The sequence below is a fragment of the Kitasatospora sp. NPDC093679 genome (assembly GCF_040683455.1).
Lineage (GTDB): Bacteria > Actinomycetota > Actinomycetes > Streptomycetales > Streptomycetaceae > Kitasatospora > Kitasatospora arboriphila.
The window spans coordinates 1-16803 of record NZ_JBFBDW010000044.1; the positions used below are offsets into that span (position 1 = coordinate 1).

Below are 16803 nucleotides of genomic sequence, written 5' to 3' on the forward strand. Positions count from 1 at the left end.
GGGGCACCTCCCAGCCTTCGGCCGGGAGGTGCCCCCACGCGCCCCTGATCGGTTACCGCCAGGCGGCAGCCGCCCGCAGGACCACGTCGTTGGCCTCCGGCTCCCCCACCGTGATCCGCACGCCGTCCGTCCCGTACGGTCGGACCACGGCGCCGAGTTCCGCGCAGGCCCCGGTGAACGCGGCGGTGCGCCCGCCGAGCCGCAGCCAGACGAAGTTGGCCTCGCTGTCCGGCAGGTCGAAGCCGCTCTCACGGAGCGCCGCGGTGACCCGGGCCCGTTCCTTCACCAGCAGTTCGACCCGGTCGAGGAGTTCGTCCTCGGCGGCGAGCGAGGCCAGTGCGGCGTCCTGGGCGAGCCCGCTGACGCCGAACGGCAGCCCCGCCTTGCGGAGCACGGCCGCCACCTCGGGGTGGGCGACGGCGTAGCCGATCCGCAGGCCGGCCAGGCCGTAGGCCTTGGAGAAGGTGCGCAGCAGCACGACGTTGCCGTGCCGGCGGTGGAACGCGAGGCCGTCGGCGGCGTCCGGGTCGCGGACGAACTCGGTGTAGGCCTCGTCGAGGACGACCGTCACGTCGCCCGGCACCCGGTCGAGGAAGCGCTCCAGTTCGGCGCGGCGGACGGCGGTGCCGGTGGGGTTGTTGGGGGTGCAGAGGAAGATCAGCCGGGTGCGGTCGGTGACCGCGGCGGCCATGGCGTCGAGGTCGTGGCGCTCGTCGGCGAGCAGCGGCACCCGGACGGAGGTGGCGCCGCAGACCTCGGCCATGATCGGGTACGCCTCGAACGACCGCCAGGCGTACAGGACTTCGTCGCCCGGTCCGGCGGTGGCGCGGACGAGCAGCCGGCCGACGGCGACCGAGCCGGTGCCGAAGACCAGCCGGTCGGCGGGGACGTCGAGGCGGGCGGCGAGCGCCTCGGCGAGGGCGGTGCAGGCCGGGTCGGGGTAGCGGTTGATCCGACCGGCCTGTTCGCGGACGGCGGCGACGACCGAGGGCAGCGGCGGGTAGGGGTTCTCGTTGGAGGAGAGTTTGAGGTTCTCGCAGCCCTGGCGCGGGGAGCGGCCGGGGACGTAGTCCGGGACGGCGGCCAGCGCGGCTCTGAGCCGGGGGGCGTCGTAGCGGCTCACGGCGGGTACCTCCTGCGGTCGGGGCCCGATCAGGTCGGGTTGAAGGGCGAGGGGGCGGCGAACTTCCAGCGCAGGGTGGTGAAGTCACGGACCTCGACCACCTGCTCGACGTCGAACTCGACCAGCCGCAGGGCGCCCTGGACGGCCTTGGTGCGGGACTCGTCCCAGTCGATCCGGGCCTTCCCGGTGACGTGCAGGGCGTGGCCGGCCTCCCAGTCGAGGAAGGTGAGGCCGCAGGCGGGGTCGAGCTGGAGGTTGCCGAGGGTCATGTAGAAGGAGTTGCCGAAGTAGTCCGGCCAGACGATCCTGTTCGGCGCGGGGACCTCGACGAAGCCGGGCGCGCCGCCGCGGTGCGAGGCGTCGGCGCCGTGCTGCGGGGCGCGGCTGGCGATGAAGAAGGTGTCGGCGCCGGTGATCCAGCGCTGCTGGTCGGCGTCGAGCACGGTGGAGCGGCGCACGGCCGGCGCGGCGGCCTGCGGTGCGTCGGGGCGCAGCACCCGCTGCTGCAGGTACTTGGGGCAGTTGCCGAGGACCTGCTCGGTGGTGACGACGAGGACGTCGCCCTCGCGCTGCGCGACGCCGTTGATCCGGATCCGCTGGCTGGTCTGCGGCTCGATGGCGAGCATGCCGATGTCGCGCTGTTCGTCGAAGACGTGCTCCAGCGGGTCGCCGGCCACCGGCAGGGCCTTGACGTGGATGGTGTGGGAACCGACGGCGCCGGCGAAGCCGCGCGGGCCGGTCAGGACGGTGGACCAGGCGGCGCCGTCGTCGTCCACGCCGCCGATCACCAGCATCCGCTGGCGGCGCAGGAACATGTCGAACGGCGGCGGGATCGCGGCCTCGAACATCGGCGAGCCCCAGCCGGGGTGGCCCTCGCCGGCCCGCTGCTGCACCGCCTGCTCGCCCTCGTGGTACGGCGTCTTGACCATGGGTCGGCCCTCTCTGTGCGGGTGTTCGTCCGGTGCGGCGCGTCTTCGCCGCGGGTCGCCCGCTCGGTTCACGGGCGCGGGCCGGGCGCCCGGGGTTCGCCCCGGGCGCCCGGCCCGCGTGTGCGGTCGGCGGCGCCGGTCAGGCGTGCTTGCCGATCAGCAGGACGGTGTCGACGACGCGGTTGGAGAAGCCCCACTCGTTGTCGTACCAGCCGGCGACCTTGACGGTGCGGTTGTTGATGACCTTGGTGAGCCCGGAGTCGAAGATGCAGGACGCCGGGTCGGTGACGATGTCGTTGGAGACCAGCGGCTCGTCGGTGTAGCGCAGGACGCCGGCCAGCGCGCCCTCGGCGGCCTTCGCGAACAGCGCGTTGACCTCCTCGACGGTGGTGTCGCGGGCGACGGTGACGGTCAGGTCGGTGACCGATCCGACGACGACCGGGACGCGCAGCGCGTAGCCGTCGAGCTTGCCGTTGAGCTCGGGCAGCACCTGGCCGATGGCCTTGGCGGCGCCGGTGCTGGTCGGCACGATGTTGCCGGCCGCGGCACGGGCCCGGCGGAGGTCCTTGTGCGGACCGTCCTGCAGGTTCTGGTCCTGGGTGTAGGCGTGCACGGTGGTCATCAGGCCCTGCTCGATGCCCAGGCCGTCGTTGAGGACCTTCGCCAGCGGGGCGAGGCAGTTGGTGGTGCACGAGGCGTTGGAGACCACGTTGTGGACGTCCTCGTCGTACACCGCGTCGTTGATGCCGATCGCGATGGTGAGGTCCTGGTTGGTGGCCGGGGCCGAGATGATGACCTTGCGGGCGCCGGCCGCGAGGTGCGCCTTGGCCTTCTCGGCGTCGGTGAAGACGCCGGTGGACTCCACGACCACGTCGACGCCCAGCTCCGCCCAGGGCAGGTCGGCCGGGTTGCGCTCGGCGGTGACGCGGATGCTGCGGCCGTCGACGACGATCTCGCCCTGGCCCGCCGTCACGGGCACCGGCAGCTTGCCGAGCGTGGTGTCGTACTTCAGGAGGTGGGCCAGGGTCGCCGCGTCGGTGAGGTCGTTGACCGCCACGATCTCGATGTCGGCGTTCTGCTCAAGTGCGGCGCGGAGGAAACTCCGGCCGATCCGGCCGAATCCGTTGATGCCTACCTTGATTGCCACGGGTGGGCCCCTTCTGGGTGGGTGCACAGGGGGACGCGCGCAGCGCCGGTGATCCGCGCGCCCGGCACTGATCTGTACCGCCGACGCTAGGCGGGGCCCGGCCGGGCGACTTGTCGGAACGCGCACGGGTTGTTGTGCGGCCGCGCACGATCCGGCCGGAGCGCTTCACAGCGGGCCGGGCATCACTGCTGCCGATGAAAACCGCATACCTTCCAGAAGGTATGTTTCCATGATGGAGGGGTCCGCCCTCCCGGGGCGGACCGGGTACCGGCTGACGCGGCCTCAAGTCCTCGCGGGGGAGCCATGGATGCAATGCCTACCGAGAACGGGCACACCGAGAACGGAACGGCACCGCGCCGGGCGCCGGAGCCGCCCGTGCTGCCGGTGGTGGAGAACGTGAGCGAGGTCAGCCTCGGAAAGGTCCGGATCACCGTCGTCGAGGGCACCGCCCCGGAGTACGGCGACGACGTCCGGGTCTCCCAGCACCGCACCCGCGGAGGCGAGGCCTACCTGCGGGTGAGCTGTCCGCTGTCCGACCCGCTCGCCGTCCCCGAGCTGCTGCGCCAGCTCGCCGACCAGGGCGCGCTGCCCTCCGACCGCACCGCCGAACTGCTGGCCCGCGGCATCACCGGGCTGGTCGCCCAGGCGTGCGCCGACTACATGGACCGCGACCAGGACTCGCCCCGTCCGGCCCGCAGCTCCGGCCTCGCCCGCCGCGCCATGCTGCAGCGGATCAAGCACTTCGCCCGCAGCCGGCTCGCCGACCCCGAGCTGAAGCCGGAGATGCTCGCGCAGCACCACCACATCTCGCTGCGCTACCTGCAGAAGCTCTTCCAGGAGCACGGCCAGAGCCCGGCCAGCTGGATCCGCGACGAGCGGCTGCACCGCTGCTGCGCCGAGCTGCGCGACCCGCGGCTGGCGCACCTCACCATCGCGATGATCGGCGAGCGCTCCGGCCTGTACGGCGCCTCGCACTTCAGCCGGCTGTTCCGCGACCGCTACGGCATCTCGCCGCGCGAGTACCGCCGCGACCACGCACGCCTGACCGACGCCGCCTGACCCGGCGCCGTCCGCCGGGCCGCCCGGCCGGTGTCGCCGCACCGCCCGCACCGCCCGCACCGCCGTCCCGCACCGCCCGAACCACGCCGCCCGCCGGGCCGTCCGGCACCGACCGGACGGCCCGGGAGGACCGGCGCCCGCCGGTCCCGAGCGAAAGGCCCTCCTCCTTGTCCAGCCTGTCCAGCTTCGAATACCCGGGCGAGTTCTACGAGGTGATCCGCAAGGATTTCCGCGACCTCGCCACCGAGACCGAGTTCCTCGCCTCGTACCTGCCGCCCGGCGGGTCGGTGCTCGACATCGGCAGCGCCACCGGCGCCAACCTGCGGGCCCTGGCCGCCCTGGGCCACCCCGGGACGGGCCTCGACCAGAGCGCCGCCTTCACCGGGTACGCCGCCTCGAAGGCCCAGGAGCCCGGCTCCGCCGCCGTCGAGTACGTGCACACCCGGGCCGAGGAGTACCGCACCGACCGGCGCTTCGACCTGGTGTACAGCCTGTTCAGCACCCTCAACCAGCTGGACCGCGGCGAGCTGCGGCAGCTGCTGGAGTCCGTCCGCGGCTGGCTCGCCCCCGGCGGCCACGTCGTGGTGGACATCGGCCACCTGCTGAACTTCGTGGACGGCTACCAGCCGAACATCATCGCCCACCACCAGGGCGACGGCCTGCTCGTCACCCGGCTCGCCCGGCAGTCCGTGCACGCCCACCGTGCGGTCTGGCGCAACGAGGAGACGATCATCGCCCGGGACGGCGACGGCACCGTCTCGATGTACGCCAACTTCTTCGACCAGACCGTCTTCACCGCCCCCGAGGTGCGCGACCTGCTGGTGGACGCCGGCTTCGAGGTGGTCGCCGAGTACGGCGGCTTCCGCAAGGAGCCCGGCCCGCGGATCGGCCGCGGCCCGCTGCTGTTCGTCGCCCGTGCCGCCGCGACCGGCGAGGAGGCCGCCGCATGACCGCGCCCGCCGACACCCGCACCCTGCCGGACGCCGTCCTCGACGGCGGCCCGGCCCCCGAACTCCCGGTCTGCAACCTCGGCGAGGCCCTGCAGCGCGCCGCCGCCCGGCCCGACGCCGGCCGGATCCACCTCGTCCGCGCGGACGGCTCCGACACCGTGCTCGGCTACCCCGAGCTGCTGGACGGCGCCCGACGGATCCTCACCGGCCTGCGCGCGGGCGGCGCCCGCCCCGGCGACCGGGTGCTGCTGCAGATCCGCGAGGAGTCCGACCTGCTGGCCGCGTTCTGGGCCGCCGTCCTCGGCGGCCTGGTGCCGATCCCGGTGCCGCCGGGCCGCACCGACGCCCCCGAGGCCGCCGCCCAGCAGCTGGAGTGGATCTGGGCCGGCTACGACAACCCCTGGGTGGTCGTCGGCGACGACGGCGCCCCGGCCGGCCGGGCGATGACCGAGGCCGGCCGCTGGCTCGGCCGCACCGGCGAGCTGCGCGGCCACGCCCCGGCCGAGGAGCTGCACCCGGCCCGCGCCGACGACCTGGCCGTCCTGCTGCTGACCTCCGGCAGCACCGGCGTGCCGAAGGCCGTCGCGCTGACCCACCGCAACGTGCTGGCCCGCTCCACGGCCACCGCGCAGGTCCGCCGGCTGGACGTGACCAGCCGCTCGTTCAACTGGATGCCGCTCGACCACATCGGCGGCCTGGTCATGTTCCACGCCCGCGACGTGCTGCTCGGCTGCACCCAGGTGCACGCCCGCACCGAGTGGATCCTGGACGACCCGACCCGCTGGTTCGAGCAGATCTCCCGGCACGGCTGCGACACCACCTGGGCGCCCAACTTCGCCTTCGGCCTGGTCAACGACCGCGCCGAGGAGATCGCCGGCCGGGACTGGGACCTGCGCAGCCTGCGCTACATCATGAACGGCGGCGAGTCGGTCAAGGCCCGGGTGATCCGGCGCTTCCTCGACCTGCTGGCACCGTTCGGCCTGCCGCGCACCTCGATGCACCCCGGCTGGGGCATGTCGGAGACCTCGGCCGGCATCGTCGACTTCGTCTTCGACCCGGACACCACGGGCGACGAGCGGTTCGTCCCGGTCGGCCGGCCGCACCCGGGCGTCCGGCTGCGCGTCGTGGACGAGCACGACGCCCTGCTGCCGGCCGGCACCGTCGGCCGCCTCCAGGTGACCGGCGACCCGGTGTTCTCCGGCTACTACGAGAACCCGGAGCAGAACGCCAGGTCCTTCACCGGGGACGGCTGGTTCCGCTCCGGCGACCTCGCCGTGATCGAGGACGGCATCCTCACCGTCACCGGCCGGGTGGACGACCTGATCACCCTCAACGGCGCCGAGTACCACGGCCACGAGATCGAGGCGCTGGTCGAGGAACTCCCCTTCGTGGAGCCCTCGTTCACCATCGTCTCGCCGTGCACCGCGGCCGGCGGCGAGGAGGAGCTGGTGGTCTTTTACCACCCGCGCGGCGGCACCGGCACCGACGAGGCCGACCGCCGGATCCGCGACCTGGTCACCGAGCGGTACGGGGTGCGCCTGGGCGGGGTCGTCACCCTCGCCCGCGAGGACGTGCCGAAGACCGGCATCGGCAAGCTCCGCCGCGCCGAGCTGCGCAAGCGCCACGAGGCCGGCACCGCCGGCGGACCGGGCACCGGGGCCTGACACCCCGCCGCGGCACGCACCGAGCGGCCCTTGGTCCGGACACCCGGCAGACCGAGGGCCGCTCGGTGCGTTTATGGAGAGGGAATGGACGATAGACGGGGGTCCGGAAGAAGGGTTTGCCTTCGAACCATGAACTGCGGTACGTGAGTTCACGGGCAACGTGGTGGAACGGAAGGAAGCCGATGGCACAACAGGAGCGGGCCAGGAGGACGTACGAGGCGGTGCTGGACGCCGCAGCGAGGGAGTTCGCCGCCCACGGCTACGCCAACACCAACCTCGGCCATGTGGCGCAGAGCACCGGCGTCACCAAGGGAGCCCTGTACGGCCACTTCGCCTCCAAGGAGGAACTGGCCGCAGCGCTCGTCCAACACCTTGACGACGCATGGAAGTTGATCGAGGACGGGGTCGGCGACAGCCCGGACTCACCGGTGGCGACCCTGAAGAACGTGACCTGCGCGCTGGTCGCCCGGCTGCACCGCGACATCCGGGTCAACGCGGCCCTGCGGCTGCTGCTCGAGGAGGCCCAGTCCTCCAAGCGGACGCCGGCCTTCGTGTCGGACGTGGAACGCACGCTGCTGCGCCTGGTCGTCCAGGCGCAGCAGCAGGGCGAGATGGACTCCGACTACCCGCCGGAGCCGGTGGCGCAGTTGATGACCACCGTCATCTTCGGCGCGCACTATCTGGGGTCGGTGCGCGAGGAGTTGGATCTGATCACCCGGGTCAGGTCGTCCTGGGACGTGCTGCTGCCCGCCCTGGGCGCCCGTTGGGTGAGCTGAAGGCGCCCCCGCTGGGCGGGCAACCTGACCCCCGCCCGGCGGGGCACGGCGGCCCGCCCCAGGGCCGGTCCGGCCGCTTCGGCGGCCGGGCGCTCGGCCCGGCCGGACGGCCGGTCCGCCGCGCCGGCAACCTCGCGGTGGGCGAGGTCGGCCAGGGCGACGATGCGCTCCGCCACCGGGCGCAGCCGCATGCCGCTCTCGGTCAGCGCGATCCGCCGGCCGCGCCGGTCGAACAGCACGGCGCCGAGCGAGGCCTCGAGGTGCTGGATCTGCGCGGTCACGCTGGACTGCGCGTAGTTCAGCTTCTTGGCGGCCCGGGTGAAGCTCATCTCGCTCGACACCTCGAGGAACGAACGCAGATGCTGAAGTTCCATCAGGACTCCTTCGGAGCGGGCCGGCGGGCACGGCGGTGCACGGACGCACCCGGCGGTCCGTCAGGACGTGGGGCCGCCGGGCAGGGCGGCCGGGCGGAACACGAGGTCCGCCTGGGCGATCGGACGGCCCGCCTGGGCCGCCGTGGCGCGTACGGTCCGGGTGCCGGGCTCGCCGCCCGTGGCCCGGGCGTCGAGCAGGATCGGCGTACCGAACTCGCCGTACGCGTGGAACTCGACCCGCAGGCCGGTGAGCACCTCGGCAAGGGCGCCCCGGGCCGGGCCGTCGGCGAGCAGGCCGCTCTGGCGCAGGGCCTCGAGCAGCAGCACCGCCTGGACGTGGTCGGATCCGTGGTCGAAGAAGGTGGGGTGGCCCTGGTCCACCCGCAGCCGCCAGCGGGCGTCGTCGCCCGGCTGCGCGGCGAGCAGCACCACGTCGTCGGGGCGCCGCCGTCCCACCTGGGCCGGGGTGGCGGCGACCGCGCCGCCGTCCTCGGCCGGGAGACCGGGCTCGGCCGGGCGGGCGGCCCGCAGCCGCCGGTAGAGCGCCGGGTCGAGGATCTCGCCGCCGATGGTCACCCGGGCGCAGGGGCGCCCGGCGCCGGCGTGGACGACGGTGTGCGTCCGGAAGGGCATCCGGCGGCCGGCCCGGCGCTCGGCGGGCATGTCGACCACCAGGTCGAGGGTGACCTCCTGCGGCGCACCGAAGGAGCCGCGCGCGGCCTGGTCGTCCGTCAGCTCGAAGTCGAAGCTCTTGGCGACGAAGGGCAGTTCGAGCGGCACGCCGTAGTACTCGTGGAACGTGAACATGGTGGCCTGGCGGACCGTCTCGATGATGACCATGCTGTCGGCGGTGCCGCCCGGTCCGGGCTGGAAGACCGCGTGGTCGCGGGGCCACTGGGCGGCCAGCAGGTAGCTGTCCGCAGTGGCTCTGGCCGAATCGGTGAGGAACACCTCGGAGACCGCGGCCTTGTGGACCAGTTTGCGCGACACCGTTCGATGGAAGTCGAGATCTGCGGCGCTCCGCTGCCGCGGCAGCAGTCCGGCCGTCGGATGGGTCAGCTGATCTGGTGCAAAGGTGTCCATCGCGAGCCTTCCCCCACGGGGCTGTGAACGACAGGGCACTGGCCAGGGTCCGACCTTGGGACCGAAAGAAAATATACCTCCGGGAAGGTATGTTGCCAAGCTTTGACCCTCCCCCAAGTCCCTTTCGCCACAAGGGAAAAGCGGGGGCATCGGCTCCGCGCAGTTCTGCGCGGAGCCGATGCCCCCGCCGGAATCGGGGTGGGCGGGACGGTCAGCTCCCCGGCAGGATCAGGTCCAGCAGCTCCTCGACCCGCGCGACCACGTCGGCGCGGTCGTTCAGGATCCACGACACGTGCTGGACACCGAAGAACGAGGCGACGATCGTCCGCGCCAGCGACTCCGCGGAGGCGTCCGCCGGGAGCTCGCCCGCCTCCTTGGCCCGCTCCAGCAGCAGGGTGTAGACGGCGATGTAGTCGATGAAGGGCAGCGGCAGTTCGGCGTCGGTGACCATGCGCTCGGTCTGCAGCCGGACGGCCGCCTGCGCCACCGCGTCGTCGCGGAGCCGACGCGCCGTCTCCATGGTCAGCCGGCGGACGGTCTCCAGCGGCTTGAGGTCCGGGTCGGCCAGGGCCGAGGTGGTCTTCGGCGCGGCCGCGTAGAAGCTGCCGACCAGTTCGGCCGCGAGCGCCTCCTTGTTGGGGAAGTGGAAGTACACGGCGCCCTTGGTGGCACCGGCCTCCTCGGCGATCTCCTGCATGGTGACGACTTTGAAGCCCTTGCGGGCGAAGAGTGCGGCGGCGGCCTCCAGGACCGTCGCCCGGGTGCGCAGCGCCCGCGCCTGTTTCAGGGCCGGAGCGCTCCGACCTGCTGCCGTTCCCCGGCTCCTGCTGGTGCCGCTGACCGGATTCCCGCTGGCCGCCATGGCTCAACCTCCAGGGGTGCCGGCACGGTCGTGCCGGGGTTTCGCGCGAATCATAACGTCACGAAGGTATGTTCCAAATATTCTGCGGTACGACGGCAGCCGGCCACGTACCCGTGCCCCGGAACGCCCGCATCCGCACCCCGTGGCTGCGGCCGCCTTCCGCGACCGGTTCCGGTCGGCCACGCTGTCCTCGTCGACGACGACGTCCCCGCCCGCTGCGCCGCTAACCGAACGGGCAACGGGCGCCCCGGCCCTGCCGGCGGCCGGCGTCGTCCCGACACGTGACGCCAGTCCACGACAGGGGGAGACAACGTTGAGCATTCTGGACGATCCCTGCACCACGGCCCGGACCACCGGGCTGCCCGGGTCACTCACGTCGGCCGCGGACGCGCTCCGCCCGACCGCCTTCGGCCGGGCCGCCGAGACCGACCGGCTGCGCGGCCTCGACGCCGCGCTGGCCGAGCGGCTGGCCGGCTCCGGCTTCGCCCGCCACTTCGTCCCGCGCCGCTGGGGAGGCGCGGAGGGCAGCTTCACCGAACTCGTCGCGGCGACCGCCTCGTTGGCGGAGGGCTGTACCTCGACCGCCTGGTGCGCCGCCCTGCAGGCGGCCCACGGGCGGCTGGCCGCCTTCCTGCCCGAGGCCGGCCAGCAGGAGATCTGGGGTGCCTCCCCGGACGTCCCGATCGCGGCCGCGCTCGTGCCGCCGACCGGCCGGCTGGAGCGGACGGCCGACGGCGGGGTGCTGGTCACCGGCCGCTGGCGGTGCGTCAGTGGGGTCCGGAACGCGGCGTGGGTGCTGCTCGCGCTGCCCGACCCGGCGGCCCTGCCGGGCGACTTCCTGATCGTCGCCGTCCCCCGGGAAGCGGTGACGGTCCACGACACCTGGCACAGCAACGGGCTGCGGGGCACCGGCAGCCACGACGTCAGCGTGGCCGAACCCCTGGCCGTGCCGGCGCACCGCTGCCTGGCCTTCATGGACCTCGTCCGGGCCTCCGCGGCCCCGGACCGGGCCCGCTGCCACGGCGTGCCGCCGCGGCTGGTGGCGGGGCTCGCCTTCGCCGCGCCCGCCGTGGGGGCGGCGCGCGGCGCACTGAAGGCCTGGGCGGCGCCGCTGGCGGACACTCACGGTCCGGGCGGTCCGGCCGTCAGCCCGGCCCGCTGCGAGGTGATGGCGCGGGCCTCGGCCGAGATCGACATCGCGGCCTCGCTGCTGGCTGACGCCGCGACGCGGGCGGACGCCGGGGCCGTCGGCGACCGCGCGGTGGGTCGCAACCTGCGGGACACCGCGCTGGCGGTGGAACTCACCGTCTCCGCGGTGGAGCGGCTCTTCCGGGCCGGCGGGGTGGCCGCCCAGTGGGAGGACTCTGCACTCCAGCGGGCCTGGCGGGACGTCCACACGCTGGCCGCCCACGGTGCGCTCAGCTGGGAGGCGGCGGCCGCCGAGTACACCCGGACGGGCCTGGCCGCGTACGCCGGCTGAGGCAGGGGTGCGGCCCGGGGCCGGCGGGGTTTCGTGCCCCCGCCGGCCCCGGGCCGCCGGCCCCGGTGCCGGGGCGCGACCGGCACCGGGGAGTCCGGCTCAGGCCGACATCTCCTTGGGCAGCAGCAGGTCGCGGGCGATCTGCGGCAGCATCTCGTCGAAGAGCTGCTGCCCGCGCAGCTCTCCGTCCAGGGTGTACGGGATGTCGTCGACCGGGATCACCAGCGCGGGCAGCGCCGGGACGAGCCGGGCGCAGGCGGCCCGGGCGGCGCGCTGGGTGGACTCCTCGCGCTCGGCGTCGGCCGGCACGAAGGCCACCAGCAGCACGTCGCCGTGGTCCGGGAGTTCGCCGATCAGGACGGCGGTCTGGCGGGCCGCGGGCAGCTCGGTGAGCGCCCGTTCGAGGGAGAGCAGCCGGGTGCCGAGGTCGGCCTCGTCCAGCTGGTCGTCGGAGGTGTGCGGCGGAACCGGCGTGGTCATGCGGGGATCTCCGTAGCTGACTGCTTGTCCAGGTGGATGTAGAGGTTGACCAGCGGCATGATCTCGGTGAGCAGCTCGCCGGTGCGGATGGTGCCGGTGGGGCTGTACGGGATGGCGTCGACCGCGATCACGTGCGCGGAGATCCACGGCACCCGGCGGGCGCAGACCGCGCTGACCGCCCGGTAGGCGGACGCCTCCAGGTCCCGGGCGACCGGGACGAAGGGCACCGCGAGCACGGGGCCGTGGTCCGGCACGGTGACCCGCAGCACGGCCAGGTCGCGGACGGCCGGCTGGTCGAGCAGCTCGGTCTCCAGCCCGAAGAAGGCGGAGTCGTGGTCGCCGTCGGCCCGGGCCCGCACCGCGCCGCTGGTCCGGCCGGTGAGTTCCAGCCGGCCCTCGTAGTCGATGACGCCGTCGTCGCCGGTGAGCAGGAAGGGCCGCGGGCCCTGGCCGTCGCTCAGGTCGACCAGCACGGAGGGCGCGGGGGCGTCCCCGTAGGCGTCCATGAGCTGGTAGCTCGCGACGGCGACCCGGCCGCGCGCGCCGGGCGGCAGCGGGCGGTGTTCGGCGTCCAGCACGGCGATGCCGATGCCCGGCATCGCACGGCCGGAGCGGCAGGGCGACAGCGCCAGCTCGTCCGGGCCGAGCAGGGTGACCAGCCCGGTCTCGGTGGAGCCGTAGTAGTGGTGCAGGACGGGGCCGAAGCGGTCCCAGGCCTCGTTGATGATCCAGCGGTTGAGGTGCTGGCCGCCGGTGAGCAGGAAGCGCAGCCGGGAGGTCTGCCGCAGCTCGGCGGAGGCCGGGTGGGCGAGCAGCCGGGAGAGCACCGGCGGCACCATCAGGGTGGCGGTGACGCCCTCGTCGGTGATCAGCCGGCACATCTCGGCGAGGTCGTGGTACGGGCCCAGCACCACGGTGCCGCCCAGGGCGAAGAACACCCGCGCCCAGCCCGGGCTCGACGCGTGGTACATCGGGACGGTCACCAGGTAGGTGTCGTCCTCGTCGAAGGCGAACTCGTCGACCAGCTCGGCGAGCCTGCGGGCCTCGAAGGAGCGGCGGCGGACCACCAGCCGCGGGTCCCCGGCGACGTCGTAGCTCACCGCGAAGTGCTCGTAGGGTTGGGAGATCGGCGCGGTCACGGCGGTCTGCGCGGCGGCCAGCGTCGAGTAGTGCACCGGCTCGCCGGCCTGCGGGTCCGGGACGACCGGCTCGGGCGCGGCCAGCTCCTCGCCCACGCCGTGCAGGTGGACCTGCAGCACGCCCTCGCGGTCGGCCCAGCCGGCGGCGATGAGCAGCGGGCGGTGCAGCTTGCTGCTGACCACGACGGTCGGGCGGAGCTGCGCCAGGGCGTCCGCGGTCGCCTCCGGGGCGGCCTCGAAGTCGAGGCCGGTGACGGACACGCCCAGCGTCTCGAAGGCGGCCATGGTGACGACCAGCTCCCAGCCGTTGCAGCAGAGGAAGGCGGCGCGGGCCGGCCGTCCCTCGGGCAGCACCGCGGCCAGGCCGCCGGCCACCTTGGCTATCTCGTCGGCCAGTTCGCTCCAGGTGATCCGGCGTCCGCCGTCCACCAGTGCGACGTGGTCCGGGCGTTCAGCGGCGTGCCGCAGGGCGTCTTGCAGCTTGATCATCTCGAACTCCGTTCCAGTGGGCTGGAGTTGGCCCTTCTGGTTCATCCATCGGTTGGGGCGCCGGAACACCTGCCCGGCGGTCTCGCTGGGGAAGGTCGGGCTCTTCTTCGCTGCACGCGGTCGCCGCCGAATGCGCGGGCACGCGTCGGGACACCCACCCGATAGAAACAAACCTTCCCGAAGGTATCAATGGCCATCGGCAGGACCGATGTGCGGCCCGCCGACACCCCCGGCCGACCCCCGGCAGACCCCGTCCCGCCCCACCACCACCCGCCCCCACCTGCGGACACGACCGACGTGCGCGGATCCACGACGCCCGGTGCGCGGACCGGCAACACCCCCGTCCGGCCGGTCGGTAGCTTCGGCCGGGCACCGTCCCACCGCGCCCCGCCAGCCGTCCCACCGTGGAAGGAACAGCCCCATGAAGCGCCGTTTCGTCGCCCTCGCCGCCGCCCTCGCCCTCTCCGCAGGCGGCGCCACCCTCGTCGCCGGACAGGCCTCCGCCGACGACGGCACCGCGGCCGCGACGGCCTCCGCCGCCCGCACCAGCCTGCCCCCGTTCGCCGGCAAGACCTACCTGATCACGGTCGACAACGGGAACGTCTACAAGAACACCTACTCCGCGGACGGCACCTCGCTGCACTCCGAGACCGTCGCCGGCACCGGCGTCGGCGAGACCTTCGACGCCGCCCTGGCCACCGCCCAGGTCGGCTGGGGCCTCTACTTCACCAACTGGGTCGAGCCCAACGGCGTCACCGTCAGCCACGTCATGAACTTCAACAACAACACCGTGAAGGTGTACTTCACCTTCGCCACGGCCGCCGGCACCCGCCTCGGCCAGCTGCACAGCGCCACCATGAGCTGCGTGGCCTGACCCCCTTCCGGCCCGCACCCGGCGCGCCGCGCCCGGCCCCCCTTCCGGCGCCGCGCCCCGGCCGTGCCCGGGTACCGCCCTCCCTGCGGTACCCGGGCACGCCGCCCGGCAGTGGTTGACTGGGCCCATGAGCATTCACGAGAACCTGCTCGGCGGCCCGCCGCCGACCCACCTCCCGGCCGAGCCCGGCCCGCTGGAGGCGCTGGCTCAGGGCGCCTCGCCCGCCGAGGTCGCGGCGAAGTTCCCGACGTCCTCGCTCGCCTGGGCGCAGCTGGCCGACGACGCCTACGCCGCCGGCCGCGTCGTCGAGTCCTACGCCTACGCCCGCACCGGCTACCACCGCGGCCTCGACGCGCTGCGCCGCAGCGGCTGGAAGGGCCACGGCCCGGTGCCGTGGGAGCACGAGCCGAACCGCGGCTTCCTGCGCGCCCTGCACGCCCTGGGCCGGGCGGCCGCCGCCATCGAGGAGAAGGACGAGGCCGAGCGCTGCGCCCAGTTCCTGCGCGACAGCTCGCCGACCGCCGCCGACATGCTGGGCTGACCGCCCGCCGCGACACCCCGCGGGCGGCCGCCACGGCCGCCCGCGGACTTCCCGCCGCACCCCCGGGCCCCCGCCGCCCGGCCCGCCCGCCGATCCGGCAGACTCTGCGCCGACACCGGGACGGCCGGGCGCGGCGGTGAGGGCGGGATCGGCATGGCGGAGCACCTGCGCGGGGCACGGCCCCTCGTCCTGGCCGGCGCGGCGGCCCTCGCCGTGTTGGGCACCGGCCTGTGGGCGGGGCGCTCGGGCGGCCCCTTGCTGCTCGCCCGGATCTGCGACCACCCGGTGGTGCTGGGCACCGCCGCGATCATGCTGTTCACCGCCGCGCTGGTGCGGCGGACGCGCTCCCCGCTCGTCCGGGTCGAGACCGCCCTGGTGGGTGCGGCGCTGGCCGCCGTCCTGCCGGCCGCGCAGTTCCTCGGGTTCTTCTGGAACGGCGAGGTGACCGTCCGGCAGGCCGCCCCCGGGCGCCCCGACCGCGTGCTGGTGGTCGAGGAGGCGTCGGACTGGATCGACACGCTGAGCCGGGTCTACGTCGACGACGCCACCGGGCTCGTCGAACGGCGCTGGCGCCTCGGTGAGTTCACCGGTGACGACCCGTCGGCCGGGCTGACCTCCGTCGCGTGGGACGGCCCGGACCGGCTGCGCGTCACCGTCGGCGGAGAGGTCCACCTGGTCGACCTCGCCCCCGGCACCGGCCGGCCCGACCGCTCCTTCCACCTGCACTGACTGCACTGACGCCGCCGCGGCGGGGCGGGCGGCGCCCGCAACCGACCCGGGGCGCGGCGCGTCTCCAGTCGTGGCGTCCGCCCGGACGCGACCCGCACCGGGCGGCCGATGCATACCGAGTATGTGGACATGCGGGCCGGTTGCGTGCGAGGGTGGATCGACGGTATCGATCCTGCAACACCATGACGGTCCGTCACGTCCCGTCGCCGACCAGAAAGCACCTCGTGCGAGCAGCCTCCGCCACCAGGAACGCACCCGCGCCCAGCCGACGCCGCGCCCGACAGCAGCGGCGGCGCCGGGCACGGCGGCGCACCGTCTTCGGCGTCGGCCTGCTCTGCTCACTGACCGTGCTGGGCGGCACCGCCTTCATGGTGCTCGGCGGCGCCAAGGACGCCGGGGCCGGCGGCCCCACCGCCCAGGCCCGGCCGATCCCGCCGCTGGCCAGCAGCGCCGCTCCGGCCGTCAAGAAGACCGAGTCACCGACCCCGGCCCCGAAGCCCACGCCCAGCCCCACCCCGAGCCCGACCGCCGTCACCGAGAAGGGCAAGGGCACCTTCACCGTCGCCACCTCCAAGGGCGATGCGGTCGGCAAGGGCCTGATCCGGCGTTACCGGGTCGAGGTGGAGGACGGCATAGGCATCGACCCGCAGGCCGCCGCCCAGCAGGTCCAGACGATCCTCGGCGACAGGCGCAGCTGGACGACCGACGGCAAGAACGGCTTCAAGCTGGTCTCCGACGGCGTCTACGACTTCACCGTCAAGGTCGCCTCACCCGACACCGTCGACCGGATCTGCGGCTCGGCCGGCCTGGACACCAAGGGCGAGGTCAACTGCGACGTCGGCAAGCAGGTGGTCGTCAACTCCAAGCGCTGGATGACCGGTTCGCCGCAGTTCAGCGGCTCCCTGGACGACTACCGGGCGCTCATCGTCAACCACGAGGTCGGGCACCGGATCGGCCACGGCCACGAGGGCTGCCCGGGCAAGGGCAAGCCCGCCCCCGCCATGATGCAGCAGATCTACGGCCTCAACGGCTGCGTCGCCAACGCCTGGCCCTACACCGCGGACGGCACCTACATCAGCGGGCCGGCGGTTCCGTAGCACCCGG

The 16803-nt window shown here is 73.9% G+C and carries 17 protein-coding genes; 9 read left to right on the forward strand and 8 right to left on the reverse strand.

Going from position 1 to position 16803, the window contains the following annotated elements:
• Positions 1-52: 52 nt before the first annotated feature.
• The 3 genes from hisC to gap form a co-directional block, all read right to left on the reverse strand.
• Positions 53-1123: a histidinol-phosphate transaminase gene (hisC, locus tag AB0O09_RS28480; RefSeq protein WP_363546223.1), complete on the reverse strand. Its 1071-nt coding sequence runs from the start codon at positions 1121-1123 to the stop codon at positions 53-55.
• Positions 1124-1152: 29 nt separating this feature from the next.
• Positions 1153-2052, reverse strand: coding sequence for a pyridoxamine 5'-phosphate oxidase family protein (locus AB0O09_RS28485; RefSeq protein ID WP_363546225.1), 900 nt, complete (start codon positions 2050-2052; stop codon positions 1153-1155).
• A 139-nt stretch (positions 2053-2191) separates the two neighbouring features.
• Complete coding sequence (gene gap, locus AB0O09_RS28490) at positions 2192-3199, reverse strand: type I glyceraldehyde-3-phosphate dehydrogenase (protein WP_363546228.1); 1008 nt, start codon at positions 3197-3199, stop codon at positions 2192-2194.
• Between the two features lie 312 nt (positions 3200-3511).
• Between gap and AB0O09_RS28495 the strand changes: the two genes are divergently transcribed.
• The 4 genes from AB0O09_RS28495 (at position 3512) to AB0O09_RS28510 (ending at position 7648) form a co-directional block, all read left to right on the forward strand.
• Entirely contained in the window at positions 3512-4258 is a 747-nt protein-coding gene (locus AB0O09_RS28495; RefSeq protein WP_363546231.1) for a helix-turn-helix domain-containing protein, read from the forward strand.
• Positions 4259-4425: 167 nt separating this feature from the next.
• Positions 4426-5208, forward strand: a complete 783-nt coding sequence (locus tag AB0O09_RS28500; protein ID WP_363546234.1) for a class I SAM-dependent methyltransferase — start codon at positions 4426-4428, stop codon at positions 5206-5208.
• Positions 5205-6872, forward strand: a complete 1668-nt coding sequence (locus tag AB0O09_RS28505) for an AMP-binding protein (RefSeq protein ID WP_363546236.1) — start codon at positions 5205-5207, stop codon at positions 6870-6872. The genes AB0O09_RS28500 and AB0O09_RS28505 overlap by 4 nt, the downstream gene beginning before the upstream one ends.
• Before the next feature lie 182 nt (positions 6873-7054).
• Entirely contained in the window at positions 7055-7648 is a 594-nt protein-coding gene (locus AB0O09_RS28510; RefSeq protein WP_344622153.1) for a TetR/AcrR family transcriptional regulator, read from the forward strand.
• Here AB0O09_RS28510 and AB0O09_RS28515 read toward each other — a convergent pair.
• The 3 genes from AB0O09_RS28515 to AB0O09_RS28525 form a co-directional block, all read right to left on the reverse strand.
• On the reverse strand, positions 7549-8022 hold the full coding sequence (locus AB0O09_RS28515; protein WP_363546238.1) for a LysR family transcriptional regulator: 474 nt from the start codon (positions 8020-8022) through the stop codon (positions 7549-7551). The two genes, AB0O09_RS28510 and AB0O09_RS28515, sit on opposite strands and share 100 nt — an antisense overlap.
• Before the next feature lie 60 nt (positions 8023-8082).
• Positions 8083-9105, reverse strand: a complete 1023-nt coding sequence (locus AB0O09_RS28520) for a ScbA/BarX family gamma-butyrolactone biosynthesis protein (RefSeq protein ID WP_363546241.1) — start codon at positions 9103-9105, stop codon at positions 8083-8085.
• A 211-nt stretch (positions 9106-9316) separates the two neighbouring features.
• Entirely contained in the window at positions 9317-9967 is a 651-nt protein-coding gene (locus tag AB0O09_RS28525; protein ID WP_363546243.1) for a ScbR family autoregulator-binding transcription factor, read from the reverse strand.
• 313 nt (positions 9968-10280) lie between these two features.
• On the opposite strand from AB0O09_RS28525, the gene AB0O09_RS28530 reads away from it, so the two are divergent.
• Complete coding sequence (locus AB0O09_RS28530; RefSeq protein WP_344622157.1) at positions 10281-11447, forward strand: acyl-CoA dehydrogenase family protein; 1167 nt, start codon at positions 10281-10283, stop codon at positions 11445-11447.
• Between the two features lie 99 nt (positions 11448-11546).
• Here the strand turns inward: AB0O09_RS28530 and AB0O09_RS28535 are convergent, their stop codons facing one another.
• Both AB0O09_RS28535 and AB0O09_RS28540 read right to left on the reverse strand, forming a co-directional pair.
• Positions 11547-11927, reverse strand: coding sequence for a hypothetical protein (locus tag AB0O09_RS28535; RefSeq protein ID WP_344622158.1), 381 nt, complete (start codon positions 11925-11927; stop codon positions 11547-11549).
• Complete coding sequence (locus AB0O09_RS28540) at positions 11924-13555, reverse strand: class I adenylate-forming enzyme family protein (protein ID WP_363546246.1); 1632 nt, start codon at positions 13553-13555, stop codon at positions 11924-11926. Before AB0O09_RS28540 ends, AB0O09_RS28535 begins: the two co-directional genes overlap by 4 nt.
• A gap of 421 nt (positions 13556-13976) precedes the next feature.
• On the opposite strand from AB0O09_RS28540, the gene AB0O09_RS28545 reads away from it, so the two are divergent.
• The 4 genes from AB0O09_RS28545 to AB0O09_RS28560 all read left to right on the forward strand — a co-directional run bounded on the left by AB0O09_RS28545 (position 13977) and on the right by AB0O09_RS28560 (position 16796).
• Complete coding sequence (locus AB0O09_RS28545; protein WP_363546249.1) at positions 13977-14429, forward strand: hypothetical protein; 453 nt, start codon at positions 13977-13979, stop codon at positions 14427-14429.
• Between the two features lie 127 nt (positions 14430-14556).
• Positions 14557-14970 (forward strand): DUF3151 domain-containing protein, encoded by a 414-nt coding sequence (locus AB0O09_RS28550; RefSeq protein WP_263104466.1) that lies wholly within the window; start codon positions 14557-14559, stop codon positions 14968-14970.
• A gap of 153 nt (positions 14971-15123) precedes the next feature.
• Positions 15124-15699 (forward strand): hypothetical protein, encoded by a 576-nt coding sequence (locus AB0O09_RS28555; RefSeq protein ID WP_363546252.1) that lies wholly within the window; start codon positions 15124-15126, stop codon positions 15697-15699.
• Positions 15700-15923: 224 nt separating this feature from the next.
• Complete coding sequence (locus AB0O09_RS28560; RefSeq protein WP_363546255.1) at positions 15924-16796, forward strand: DUF3152 domain-containing protein; 873 nt, start codon at positions 15924-15926, stop codon at positions 16794-16796.
• The last annotated feature ends 7 nt before the right edge of the window (positions 16797-16803 follow it).